Genomic DNA, 12,229 nt, shown 5'->3' on the forward strand with positions numbered 1-12,229 from the left:
AGAACAGGCTTTCCTTAACTTGGCTGCTTGTAAGAATTGTTATATTTCACCACTAAAGAGCCTTGTTAAAACAATAAACTGGCCGTTCCATGAAGTCGACCAGGTCTTCCTTGAACTGATAACCCACCTTACTATAAAGGTTTTTGTGTTGAGAGATCACATAGAGCTGGCTCTGACCTTGGCTCTTGGCTTCGAGTTCGATCAAGGAGACGAGATGATAGAAGATCCCTTGGCCACGGTAGTTCGGGTCAACATAGACGGCCGCTAGGAAGGGGCCATAGTCGAGGTCTGGCACAATATCCTCCTCTAAGAGCGAAGCAAAGGCCATCAAGCCTCCACTGACATCCGTCACCACTAAGACCATTTCACCCGCCTGGAGCGTCTGGTCCTCTAATTTCTCCGCCAGATAGCCTCCTCCTGGAAAGTCCACACCCTCCATGGCCTCCAGTAAAGACTCCGGCGCCTGGTCGCCTGGACGATAGATCGCTAACATGGTTATAACCCCTCTCTACATATTATAGTTTGACTCTAACACGCCTGGAAGCAAAAACAAAGCCTGCCAGCTTGGCGAAGAAATCATCCAAACTAACAGGCTGAAACAAAGACGGGGAATAAGGACTAAACCGCGCCCTGGTCCGCCAACTTCTTATAGGTATAGAAACAAATGCCGAAAAGAATCAGGTTTAAGACAATCACAATCGCGGCACCAATCCAACCCGCCATAGCGGAGAAGGCACCCAGACCCGCTAAGTGGGTCAGTAAGGCATTGACTAAGGGGATGGCCAAGCTAATGGCACAGGCAATGGTGAAGTTGGTCTTGGTCTGAGGATCAATCTGGAAGGCTCGTAACTTCTGCCATTCCTTATAGAAGAGATAAACCAAAACCACATATAATAGAAGATAGACCACATTCATGAGCCGGACAGGCATGGAATGAGAATAAGCGAAGGTTTGCCGCATCTGGTCCACCATCTCAGGGCCCAACATTTCAAATTGGCTGGCATCGAAAGCCTTAGACTGGAAGGATGAAATCGTGGTAATCAATTGGGAAATTGCATTAAAAATATTAATGACTAAGAAAAAGATAGCAAAACGTTTCAAGCGCCGGATCAGCACTTGGTCTTGGGATAATTCCATAAGGGACCACTCCTTTCTCGAGCTAACCTAAGTATAACAATTCTATTTAATAGAAACAATATTTTTTAAGACAAAAAAAGACCAGCTCAGAGCTGGTCATCTCAACTGGGGTAGCTGGATTCGAACCAACGCATAACAGAGTCAAAGTCTGTTGCCTTACCACTTGGCGATACCCCAATAATAATTGAAATGGTGGGAATAGGATTCGAACCTATGAACCCGAAGGAGCGGATTTACAGTCCGCCGCGTTTAGCCACTTCGCTATCCCACCCGACGAATCAATTTGATTTATCGTACTCAATTATAATAACATCTCAACCTGGGCTTGGCAAGACCTTTTTGATATTTTTTTCGGATTAATTCCTCTCTTGCATCCAATCATAGAAAAGATTGGCTAGGACAATCATAATAATTAAGGTTAGGGTCAACAGGCCAATCAGCTTAAAATCAGACCAAGTAATGGTGCCTATTTCAGTAAAGGGTTGAAAAGGTATCAGAGGAAAAGAAAGAATAGAAATACCAATAAGATACTGATAAAATTTCTTTTTACCCAAATCTTTACGTTTATCCAAAAACTGACCACTGACAAATAATGATAATAAGAAGGTTATTCTCGCTAGCCATTGAAACCACCAAGTAACTTCGGCCTGGCTAATCAAAAAATAAAAGTAAAGCAGCCAGGAAAGGCCTAGCAGCCCCTTCCATAGTGGCCAAAGCTGTTCTTTTCGCATCAAAGATTTCACACTCCCAAACATATGTTAAATTTATAGTGGTAATTACAGTTTAACATATGTTTGTTTTTTTACCATCGAATAAATAATACACTTCCTATCTCCGATTGGTCGGTTTCCCCCACTTGGCCTGGTATTTAGCCTTCTGATGAGCTTTAATTCGAGGCAAAATAATAGCTGTTACCGAAAAGAAAAGCCCCCAAGTTAGGTCTGTCCAAATAAAGGGCCATCCCGTCTCTTTAAAAATTCGAATGAAATAGACCGCAACAATCATGGTCAGGCTAAGTTTTAGGAAATCTTTTACTTGAATTTTCATTTCTCTTTGACACTCCTTTTCATGGATACGCTTTGATTTAATTTTAACAAAGCATTAAATAAAAACCAATTTTTCTTCTAGCTTCCTTTAATAGACCTAACTTCTATCAATAAAATCGATAATCTCTCCAGTCATTTTAAAGATTTCCTAAGCTTTATCCCAGAGCTCAAGGCGGGTTTAGGGGGCCGGGTATGCTATACTTAATAGGTAAGAATGCTTAGGGCATTCGTGAATTAGCTGATAAGGAGGCCTCGCCATGTCCTTTGACTGGTCATCTATTTTTACTTTCCAACACCTCTTCAATCTGATTGATATCCTGATTGTCTGGTTCCTCTGCTACCAATTGCTGAAGGTGATCCGACATACCAAGGCCATCAATATTTTGAATGGGATTTTTGTCTTTATTGTGATTAAGATCCTGAGTTCGGTCTTTCGTCTGGAGACGGTTGATTGGATCATGAACAGTATTATCCAGTGGTCCGTCGTTGGGGTCCTCATTATCTTCCAGCCTGAGATCCGGCGCGGTCTGGAACATTTGGGCCAGCGCCTCTTTACAGCTAAGAGGCAGCAGATGTATACCAATCCCATGGAGGAGATGGTGGAAGAGATTATTGACGCTTCCAAGTACATGGCCAAGCGGCGGATTGGGGCCCTGATCTCGATTGAGCAGGAACAGTCCCTAACCGAATTCGCCAAGACCGGGATCAGCCTGAACGCTGCGATCAGCTCCCAGCTCCTCATTAATATCTTCATCCCCAATACCCCCCTCCACGATGGGGCGGTCATTATCCAAGATGGAGAAATTACTTCAGCCGCCAGCTTCCTCCCCCTCTCAGAGAACCCCGATATCCCTAAGGAACTGGGGACCCGGCACCGGGCAGCAGTCGGCTTGAGCGAGCAGACCGATGCCATTACCGTTGTCGTCTCTGAAGAAACCGGGGGCATTTCCCTGACCTACCACGGCCGGATTATCCGCGACCTCTCAGAAGATGAGCTCCGCCAGAGCCTCCAAGATCACTTCATTGTGGCTGAAGAACATTCCGAAAGCAATATCCTGAGCCGCCTCTTCGCTAAAGAAGAGAAGGAAAGCGAGGCGCATGACGATGAATAAAATTTATGACAACAAGTGGTTGACACTCCTGGTCGCCCTCTTCCTCGCCTTGACCATGTTTGTCTTCGTTAAGGCCGAGCGCTACAATGATAATCCTATTTCTTTCTTCCAGAATGTGAGTGAGAATTCGACGGAAACTATCTCCAATGTTCCCGTCCACATCAAGGGCAATGTCCAAAACTACTATATTACAGGCCTACCCGAAACCGTGGACGTGGAGCTGTCGGGTCCAGCCAATCTCATCCAACAAACCCTGGAGGCTGAGAACTTCAAGGTAGTGACGGAAGATCTGGAACAGCTCGGGCCTGGCCAGCACTATATCAAGCTCCGCCTGGAAGGAATCTCTAAGGAATTACATTATAAACTCTCCCCTTCTAGCGTTAATATCACCATTGCGGAGCTCCAGACCCAGAATTATCCGATCGAGGTCCGGGTCAATAGTGATAAGCTCTCTCCCGACTATGCGGTCGGTAATGTGAGTGTCAACCCCCAAACCGTTACCCTGTCAGGCTCTGGCGACAAGCTCCAGCAGATCAGCCAGGTCTATGTCAATGTGGATATCCCGAGCGATGCCAGCGACTCCTATACCACTTCGGCCACGGTCCTGATCGCGGATAGCCAGGGGCAGATGCTGGATATCAGTGCCGATCCCAAGCAGGTGGAAGTCCAAGTCGATATCCAGTCCAATACCAATACCGTCCCCATCCAATTCGAAGCCGTCAATGGCCGACCTGACACCGACTATGAGATTGAGCCCCTGACCACCCATAACACGGTCCTCTCGGGTGACCCCGCCAGCATCCACCAGCTCAACCGGGTGATGGGCTATGTCGATGTCAGCCAGATTACCAAGGAAGAAGAAACCCAGGTGGACCTGGAATTGCCAGCAGGCGTATCCTCCATGGAACCGGCACAAGTCCGGGTCAAGGTTACACCCCACCGGCAAAACGCTGCCAACCGTCAAGAAGAAGCTGAAAGGAATTCTAGTTCAGCTAGCAGCCAGCGGTCCCAGGAGACCCGGTCGGCAGCTGGCCGCCAAAACGCCCCCAGCCAGGAACAAGACCCCTCTACTTAGACCTTTAAGTTATAACTTCACAGGCTGAAGCTTTCATGTTAAGATGACTTGTGACTTGTACAAAAGAAAAAATCCTCGAATAAACCAATATTAAGGAGATTATTCATTATGCGTAAATATTTTGGAACGGATGGTGTTCGCGGCGAAGCAAACCGCGAATTAACTCCAGAACTCGCCTTCAAATTAGGGCGTTGTGGGGGCTATGTCCTCCTCCAGCATGCCGGTGAACAGAGTGAAAATCCCCGTGTCCTCGTGGCGCGCGATCCACGAATCTCAGGGCAATTACTTGAACATGCCCTCATTTCCGGCCTCTTATCCGTTGGCATTGAAGTCTTCCAATTAGGCGTCATTTCAACCCCTGGGGTGGCCTACTTGACCCGGACAACCGGTGCCACAGCCGGCGTGATGATTTCAGCCAGCCACAACCCAGCTGCTGATAACGGCATTAAGTTCTTCGGTAGCGACGGCTTCAAGCTTTCTGACGACCAAGAATTAGAAATCGAAGCCCTCTTAGACCAGGAAGAAGATACGCTTCCACGGCCAAGTTCTGAAGGCCTGGGTACGGTGAGCGAGTACTTAGAGGGAGCGTCCAAGTACTTGGAATTCCTTGAATCAACAATTACCTCCTCGCTCGAAGGCATGAACGTTTGCATCGATGCGGCCAATGGAGCAACCTCGCCCCTAGTCAACCGTTTGTTTGCTGATCTTGAAACTAATTTTCAAACTATGGCCTCTTCGCCTAATGGTCTGAACATCAATGACGGCGTAGGTTCTACCCACCCTGAAGCTTTAGCCCAAATGGTTCGCGATAACCAAGCTGATGTTGGGATTGCCTTCGACGGTGACGGCGACCGCTGCCTAGCTGTAGACGAGAATGGTCGACTGATTGATGGCGACCACATCATGTTCATCTGCGGCAAGTACTTGAACGAGCGCGGGCGTTTGAAGGATAACACCATTGTTGCCACCGTCATGTCCAATCTCGGCTTCCACAAGGCGACAGAAGCTGCCGGCATCCAGGTTGAAACTACCAAGGTCGGCGACCGCTATGTGGTAGAAGCCATGCGCGAACACGGCTACAACCTGGGTGGCGAACAATCCGGCCATATTATCTTCATGGACCACAATACAACTGGAGATGGCCTCCTAACCGCTGTCCAACTACTCTTCGTCATGAAGCAAACCGGAAAGAAACTCTCCGAACTCGCTGACGAGATGCAGACCTATCCACAAATCCTGGTCAATGTCCGCGTCACCCGCCAAGGCCGTGAGGATGCCATGAAGTCCGAGACCGTTCAAGAAGTTATCCAAGCGGTTGAAGCCGACATGGGCGGCGATGGCCGGATCCTCGTCCGCCCAAGCGGTACCGAGAACCTCCTCCGCGTCATGGTCGAAGCCCAAACCGACGAACTCGCTGCCGACTATGCCAACCGGATCGCCGACCAAGTCCGCCAAGAATTTGGCGTTGAATAAGCAGAGTGTGACAAAAGTCGGGAGACTTGAATCACTGGAACAGGTTTTCGAAAGAATAGCTGTTTTTAAAGAGAAGCAAGACTTAAAGACTAGCTTTTCCAATAATAAAGCGAAATTCGTAAATTTTCACTCAAAGTAAACACTTCCCTTAGCAAGCGGCATCTTCTGATTGCTTATCTGGGGAAGTGTTTTTGTTTTATCTCAGCAAGCCACAATCCAAAGCCCCAAGTGAGGATTAGCATGGCTCAAGCCACACTTGAAAGACCCAATTGTGGGTTAAACGTCAGCAAACCACAGTCTAGCTCTCCGATTGTGGCTTGTAGCTGGAGTAGCCACAATTACGTCATGGGAGTGTGGCTTGACAGCGTTCAAATCACATTAGGGTCCCCCGAATGTGGCTTGCTAGGCCCCAGCATTCAAACAACAATGATATTTTTTATGATTTAAAAAATAATTTACCAGCCCTTGCTAGCTTATTTCATGTGAAGAAGATTTTTAATAATGGACCCGTTGAGGAATAGCCAGGCTTAAGTAATTTCAAAAACACAAGGGAGACTCTCTCGCACACATTTAATTAAAAAAATTACGAAAAAATCTTGACAAGCTTTCGATAGGGGGATATAATATTTGACAATTTGAGCAAAATTTTATTCGCATCCTTTATGCTTGGCGCCAAGCAGGGGGTCGGCACTTTGATTTTAATCAACGTGCTTTTTTTTGGGAAAAAATAGTTATTTTTGGAGGCTAAAAATGCAAAAAGACAAACCGATTATTGCCCTAGACTTCGATACAGTTGACAAGATGGAAGCTTTTATCCAAAAATTCGACGGCCAGGAACTAAACGTCAAGATTGGGATGGAGATGTACTATGCCAACGGTCCGGCCCTAGTGAAGCAACTCAAAGCGGCTGGCCACCACATCTTCCTTGACTTGAAGCTGCACGATATTCCAAACACGGTCCACCGCAGTATCCGCGCGCTGACGGAACTGGGCGTTGATATGCTAAATGTCCACGCTGCGGGTGGGGAAGAAATGATGCGCTGGGCTATGGATGCCATTGTGGAAGCCCAACCTGATCCTGACAAGCGCCCTCTCCTGATTGCGGTCACCCAATTGACTTCAACATCTGAAGCTGCCATGCAGGCCGAACAACTGACCCAAGCGACCATCGAAGAGAGTGTGGTCCACTATGCTCAACTCAGCCAAAAAGCAGGCCTCGACGGGGTTGTCTGCTCGCCCCTGGAATCCCGCCTGATTAAAGACCAAGTGGGTACTGACTTCATCACGGTCACGCCCGGCATCCGTCCTAGCAACTATCAGAGTCAACGGGAAGACCAAGAGCGGATCACTACGCCAGCCAAGGCTAAGGCGCTCGGCAGCGACTATATTGTTGTCGGCCGTCCTATCACCCAGTCTGCTGATCCAGTCCAAGCCTACCGCGACATCACTGCCGAATGGCAAGCCTAAACCGTCACCAGAATAGAAAAGGAGAATCTACCATGTCACAAGCCGAAAAAATTGCCCAAGCCCTCTTAGATATCCATGCCATCTCCCTTCGTCCCAACCAACCCTTTACTTGGACCAGTGGCCTCAAGTCTCCTATTTATTGCGATAACCGCCTGACGATTTCCCATCCTGAGGTTCGCCAGCTCCTCATCGACGGCTTCCTGGCGACGATTAAAGACAAGTGTTCGGATATCGAAGTGGTTGCCGGAACCGCAACTGCTGGTATCCCCCATGCCGCCTTTATCGCCCAAGCTCTCGACCTACCCATGATCTATGTCCGCGATAAAGCCAAGGGTCACGGTAAGCAAAATGCTATCGAAGGCGAATTCGAAAAAGGGGCCAAGGTTCTCATGGTTGAAGACTTGATTTCAACCGGCGGGTCAGTGATCCACGCAGCCCACCAAGTCCAAGAAGCAGGTGGCGAAGTCGTTGCTGCCCTAGCCATCTTCAACTACCTCCTCCCAGCCAGCCGCGAAGCTTTTGCCAAGGAAGACTTCCCCCTCTACACCCTATCGGACTTCAAAACTCTGATTCCGATCGCGGCCAAAGAAGATCCTGAAGTGGAAGCGGCCCGTGACGTGCTGGAGCAATGGTACCAAGACCCCCAAGCTTGGACCGCCAGCCACAGTGACTAGTCAGCCAGTGCTTTAATGAAGGAGGTCATCTTGTGAATCATCCCAATACCAACAGTCAACGCGCCCTCATCGCTGCTATCCTGGCTTCAGGAACCGACGACCTCAATGTCATGTTCCTAGCCTTCTCCATGTCGGCAATTATCGCCCAGCTCGGCATCAACGGCGCCCAAGCCGGACTCATTGCCACCATCACCAACCTCGGTATGCTGGTCGGAGGTCTAGTCTTCGGCGTCCTTGCTGACCGTTATAACCGCTTTAAGGTCTTCAAGTGGACCATCCTCCTCTTCTCTCTGGCTACGGGGCTCATCTTCTTCACTCCTAACCTCGGCTACCTCTACCTCATGCGCTTCCTAGCAGGCATGGGAGTTGGGGGCGAATACGGTGTCGCCATTGCTATTATGGCCAGTATCGTTCCCGCCCAGAAGATGGGACGGGTCAGTTCCCTCAACGGGATCGCCGGTCAGATTGGTTCCATTCTTTCTGCCCTGCTCGCCGGTTTTATCGCTCCCCTCTTCGGCTGGCGCGGCCTCTTCCTCTTCGGCCTCCTGCCCGTCCTGCTTGTGATTTGGATGATCTTTGCTATCGATGACCAGCAAGTCTTTGCGGACACCCAGGCCCGCCAACAAAAGCAAACTGCAGCCCAACAGCCTTCGATCAAGGAACTCTTCCAGACAGCTGAGCTCAGCCGGCAGACCCTGGGACTCATGCTGATGACCACCGTTCAAATCGCTGGCTACTTCGGGATGATGAACTGGCTGCCGACCATTATGCAGGAAGCCAGCGGTGTCAGTGTGAAGGATTCTTCAACTTGGATGATTGCGACCATTATTGGGATGTGCCTAGGCATGTTCACCTTCGGCCGCTTGCTTGACGCTCGGGGACCCCGCCTGGCCTATACTACTTTCCTCAGCCTGTCTGCCCTGTCCGTCTACCTCTTCACCTTTGCCCGGACACCGCTCACTATGATTCTCGGCGGCGCCATCGTCGGTTTCTTCGTCAACGGCATGTTCGCCGGCTACGGGGCCATGATTACCCGCCTCTATCCCGACCACATTGCTTCGATTGCTAACAACGTCATCCTCAATGTGGGCCGGGCAGTAGGCGGCTTCTCCTCGGTAGTTATCGGTTGGCTGCTCGACGTCTCCTCCGTCCCCATGGTCATGCTCTTCCTAGCCAGCCTCTACTTAATCAGCTTGGCCACCATGCTCAGCCTCCCTAATCTCAAGGCTGAAAATTACCAGCGCCCACTCCAACAACTCGCCCATAACCATTAATGGGAAATTAAACAAGTTTCACTCTCTCCTTAACAAATACAAGCAAAAAAAGTCCTAGACAACTTTTAGCCAAGTCGTCCAGGACTTTTTTACTTCTCAATTCTATTAAGGCTCATATTCAAAAGCGAAACGGATGCTTCCAGCACCGTATAATAAGCCAGCTTGTTTCATTTTCTAATATTGCTGATTAGTAATTTAAATGTAAATTTCATATCAGCTAATTTTGAGCAGGAGTGGAGCTTTGAATTTGATCGTTAGCCGTGACCAAGCAAGCGATGTGAAGTAGGGATAGTAGGCGTCAGCCGTACTAGCCCTTTGAAGCTCGCTAGGTGAGGGACCTTGGCCCGAACCGGTGCCACGGCTCTTTAACGATCAAATTCAAAAGCGGAATGGATGCTTCTAGCACCCTTATAATAAATAAGCCGTCTTGTTTTTTCATAACAATTACCCTTTAAAATAGACTTGCTTACTAAGATTCCCCCAACTTTTACCGAAAAGCCTAGACTTTTATTGCTTTTGAACTTACAATGTAGAAATGTGTACTATAATGAAGAAAGAGGGAAAGAGACGAATGATTAAATTGATTGCGACAGCTGAATCCTTGAGCCAAGGTCAGGCCCTGTTGGAAGCCGGCGTCGACTATCTCGTCATTGGCGAAAGCAGCTACGGCCTCCGCTTGCCGGGATATTTTGACCGGGAAGAAATGGCTGAAATGATCCGCATCACGCACCAAGCAGGCAAAGAGGTGATTGTCGCAGCCAATGCTATCCTCCACAATGACAAGATTGACCGGGCCCGCGACTATCTGAGCCAGATCAAGGCCATGAATGCTGATTTACTCATGGTTGGCGACACCGGTCTGATCCAAATCCTCAAAGAAGAGGCCTACCGCATGCCTTATATCTACGATGCCTCTGTCCTTGTGACCAGCCCAGGCCAGGTTAACTTCTGGGCCCAGTACGGTGCGGTCGGCGCCCTGGTTGCCCGGGAAGTTCCCTATGTCGAACTGACTGAGATGGCCCGGGATGCCAAGATTCCACTTATGGTCCAAACTTACGGCGCCTCCTGCATCCACCAGAGCGGTCGCATGCTCCTCGACAACTACTTTAACTTTGTCGGCAAGGACAAGACCGAAGTTGCCGAACACGAGCTCTTCCTCTCCGAACCTAAGAAGGATGAGACCCATTATTCCATCTATGAAGATGACCACGGCACCCATATCTTCGCCAACAACGACTTGGACCTTATGATGTACCTAAACGACCTCCAAAAAGCTGGCATCCAACACTGGTATGCAGACGGCATTTACTGCCCAGGCCAAGCCTTCGTTGAGATTAACCGACTTTTCGCCCAGGCCCGCGATGCCATTGAAGCGGGCCAATGGAACGATGCCTACGCCCTCCAGCTCGACCAAAAAGTGCGCGAACTTCATCCAGATAACCGCGAGCTTTCGACCGGCTTCTTCCTCTTCGACAAGGATACCGTCCAATAAGCGTTAAATTAGAAAGGAAATCAGTGTGACACAAAGTGAATTAAAACGTCCCGAGCTCTTAGCACCAGCCGGGACCCTTGAAAAATTAAAGATTGCTATCCACTATGGCGCCGATGCCTGCTATATCGGTGGCGAGGCTTACGGCTTGAGAAGCCGGGCCGGCAACTTCGACTTCGATGAGATGCAAGAAGCCGTGGATTATGCCCACAAGCATAATGCCAAGGTTTATGTGGCCTCTAACATGGTCACCCATGTCGGCGATGAAGAGGGGGCTGGCGAATTCTTCCGCACCATCCGCGATATCGGAATTGACGCGGTGATTATCTCCGACCCTGCCCTCATGCAGATTTGCGCCAGCGACGCGCCAGGCCTGGAAATGCACCTGTCAACCCAGCAATCTGCCGTCAATTATGAAACCTTGAACTTCTGGGAAGATGCCGGTCTCACCCGCTGTGTACTGGGCCGGGAAGTCTCCATGGCCGAAGTCGCTGAAATTCGGCAAAAAACCAATGTCGAAATTGAAGCCTTCGTCCACGGCGCCATGTGTATCTCTTATTCGGGCCGCTGTACCCTCTCCAACCACATGGCCCACCGTGATGCTAACCGGGGCGGCTGCTGCCAATCCTGTCGTTGGCAGTATGGCCTCTATGACATGCCCAAGCTCGGTGACCGCTACATGGTCGGCAAGGGCGAAGAAGGCACGGATATCGATGAACCTTTTGCCATGTCAGCCGTTGACCTCTCCATGATCAACCATATTCCTGACATCATCCAGAACGGCATCGACTCCTTAAAGGTTGAAGGCCGGATGAAGTCCATCCACTATGTCTCAACCGTCATCAATGTCTACCGCAAGGCTATCGATTCTTATCTGGAAGACCCCGATAACTACCAGGTCCAACAAGAATGGATCGACGAACTCTGGAAGTCTGCCCAACGTGAACTAGCCACCGGTTTCTACTATGGCCGCCCAACTGAGAACGAACAACTCTTCGGCAAGCGCCGCCGGATCCCCCGCTACCAATTCGTTGGCGAAGTCCTAGACTATGACCCAGACAGCCAAATCGCCACCATCCAACAACGGAACAACTTTGGCGTCGGCGACCTCATCGAATTCTACGGCCCCGGCATGCGCCACTTCCAACAAGAACTCACTGCCATGCGCGACGAAGACGGCCAAGCCATCGACCGCGCCCCCCACGCCATGCAAATCATCAGCATGAAAGTCAACCAGCCCGTCAAAGCCCACGACATGATCCGAAAAGAAAGATAAGGGTGTGAGCAAAGGCGGTTAGAAAGGGATGACTGGAGGCAAAAGGAATAAGAGCGGCTCTCAGCCGATCGTTTCCTTTTGCTGAAGTCACGCCCTTTCTGCCTTTGCGAACCCGACTAAACAGGGTGTGAGGGCTGGCGGGAGAAAGAGACCTCTGGAGCCAAAAACCAAAGAAGACTGTAAGTCTTCGGCGGATTTTGGTGAAG

The 12,229-nt window shown here is 49.6% G+C and carries 12 protein-coding genes and 2 tRNA genes; 8 read left to right on the forward strand and 6 right to left on the reverse strand.

The window, feature by feature from the left end; genetic code table 11:
- Positions 1-52 precede the first annotated feature (52 nt).
- The 6 genes from QP860_RS06495 to QP860_RS06520 all read right to left on the reverse strand — a co-directional run bounded on the left by QP860_RS06495 (position 53) and on the right by QP860_RS06520 (position 2,184).
- On the reverse strand, positions 53-493 hold the full coding sequence (locus QP860_RS06495; protein ID WP_070618078.1) for a GNAT family N-acetyltransferase: 441 nt from the start codon (positions 491-493) through the stop codon (positions 53-55).
- A gap of 125 nt (positions 494-618) precedes the next feature.
- Positions 619-1,137, reverse strand: coding sequence for a hypothetical protein (locus QP860_RS06500; RefSeq protein WP_070618081.1), 519 nt, complete (start codon positions 1,135-1,137; stop codon positions 619-621).
- Positions 1,138-1,242: 105 nt separating this feature from the next.
- A tRNA-Gln gene (locus tag QP860_RS06505) sits at positions 1,243-1,314 on the reverse strand.
- Between the two features lie 13 nt (positions 1,315-1,327).
- Positions 1,328-1,408: transfer RNA gene (locus QP860_RS06510), tRNA-Tyr, on the reverse strand.
- Positions 1,409-1,493: 85 nt separating this feature from the next.
- A complete protein-coding gene (locus QP860_RS06515; protein ID WP_143236730.1) occupies positions 1,494-1,871 on the reverse strand; it encodes a hypothetical protein in 378 nt (125 codons plus the stop codon).
- Between the two features lie 94 nt (positions 1,872-1,965).
- The gene (locus QP860_RS06520) at positions 1,966-2,184 is read right to left on the reverse strand and encodes a hypothetical protein (protein ID WP_070618087.1); all 219 of its coding nucleotides are present in this window, start codon (positions 2,182-2,184) and stop codon (positions 1,966-1,968) included.
- A gap of 256 nt (positions 2,185-2,440) precedes the next feature.
- Here QP860_RS06520 and cdaA point away from each other — a divergent pair, with 256 nt between their 5' ends.
- The 8 genes from cdaA (at position 2,441) to QP860_RS06560 (ending at position 12,023) form a co-directional block, all read left to right on the forward strand.
- On the forward strand, positions 2,441-3,295 hold the full coding sequence (cdaA, locus tag QP860_RS06525) for a diadenylate cyclase CdaA (RefSeq protein ID WP_070618091.1): 855 nt from the start codon (positions 2,441-2,443) through the stop codon (positions 3,293-3,295).
- Positions 3,282-4,370 carry a CdaR family protein gene (locus QP860_RS06530; protein ID WP_070618094.1) on the forward strand — a complete coding sequence of 363 codons (1,089 nt, stop codon included), beginning with the start codon at positions 3,282-3,284 and terminating at the stop codon, positions 4,368-4,370. Before cdaA ends, QP860_RS06530 begins: the two co-directional genes overlap by 14 nt.
- Positions 4,371-4,478: 108 nt before the next feature.
- Positions 4,479-5,843 (forward strand): phosphoglucosamine mutase, encoded by a 1,365-nt coding sequence (gene glmM, locus QP860_RS06535; RefSeq protein WP_070618097.1) that lies wholly within the window; start codon positions 4,479-4,481, stop codon positions 5,841-5,843.
- Positions 5,844-6,593: 750 nt separating this feature from the next.
- Positions 6,594-7,310 (forward strand): orotidine-5'-phosphate decarboxylase, encoded by a 717-nt coding sequence (pyrF, locus tag QP860_RS06540; RefSeq protein ID WP_070618099.1) that lies wholly within the window; start codon positions 6,594-6,596, stop codon positions 7,308-7,310.
- Positions 7,311-7,342: 32 nt separating this feature from the next.
- Positions 7,343-7,984 (forward strand): orotate phosphoribosyltransferase, encoded by a 642-nt coding sequence (pyrE, locus tag QP860_RS06545; protein ID WP_070618102.1) that lies wholly within the window; start codon positions 7,343-7,345, stop codon positions 7,982-7,984.
- A 32-nt stretch (positions 7,985-8,016) separates the two neighbouring features.
- The gene (locus QP860_RS06550; protein WP_284912403.1) at positions 8,017-9,258 is read left to right on the forward strand and encodes an MFS transporter; all 1,242 of its coding nucleotides are present in this window, start codon (positions 8,017-8,019) and stop codon (positions 9,256-9,258) included.
- A 571-nt stretch (positions 9,259-9,829) separates the two neighbouring features.
- Positions 9,830-10,750: a peptidase U32 family protein gene (locus tag QP860_RS06555; protein WP_070618105.1), complete on the forward strand. Its 921-nt coding sequence runs from the start codon at positions 9,830-9,832 to the stop codon at positions 10,748-10,750.
- 7 nt (positions 10,751-10,757) lie between these two features.
- The gene (locus QP860_RS06560; RefSeq protein WP_210382792.1) at positions 10,758-12,023 is read left to right on the forward strand and encodes a peptidase U32 family protein; all 1,266 of its coding nucleotides are present in this window, start codon (positions 10,758-10,760) and stop codon (positions 12,021-12,023) included.
- Positions 12,024-12,229 lie beyond the last annotated feature (206 nt).

The organism is Aerococcus sp. UMB1112A (genome assembly GCF_030230715.1).
Taxonomy (GTDB): domain Bacteria; phylum Bacillota; class Bacilli; order Lactobacillales; family Aerococcaceae; genus Aerococcus.

Coding starts and splice junctions, on each gene's coding strand:
- QP860_RS06495 (WP_070618078.1), bottom strand. CDS start 493: ATGTTAGCGATCTATCGTCCAGGCGACCAGGCGCCGGAGTCTTTACTG.
- QP860_RS06500 (WP_070618081.1), bottom strand. CDS start 1,137: ATGGAATTATCCCAAGACCAAGTGCTGATCCGGCGCTTGAAACGTTTT.
- QP860_RS06520 (WP_070618087.1), bottom strand. CDS start 2,184: ATGAAAATTCAAGTAAAAGATTTCCTAAAACTTAGCCTGACCATGATT.
- cdaA (WP_070618091.1), top strand. CDS start 2,441: ATGTCCTTTGACTGGTCATCTATTTTTACTTTCCAACACCTCTTCAAT.
- QP860_RS06530 (WP_070618094.1), top strand. CDS start 3,282: ATGACGATGAATAAAATTTATGACAACAAGTGGTTGACACTCCTGGTC.
- glmM (WP_070618097.1), top strand. CDS start 4,479: ATGCGTAAATATTTTGGAACGGATGGTGTTCGCGGCGAAGCAAACCGC.
- pyrF (WP_070618099.1), top strand. CDS start 6,594: ATGCAAAAAGACAAACCGATTATTGCCCTAGACTTCGATACAGTTGAC.
- pyrE (WP_070618102.1), top strand. CDS start 7,343: ATGTCACAAGCCGAAAAAATTGCCCAAGCCCTCTTAGATATCCATGCC.
- QP860_RS06555 (WP_070618105.1), top strand. CDS start 9,830: ATGATTAAATTGATTGCGACAGCTGAATCCTTGAGCCAAGGTCAGGCC.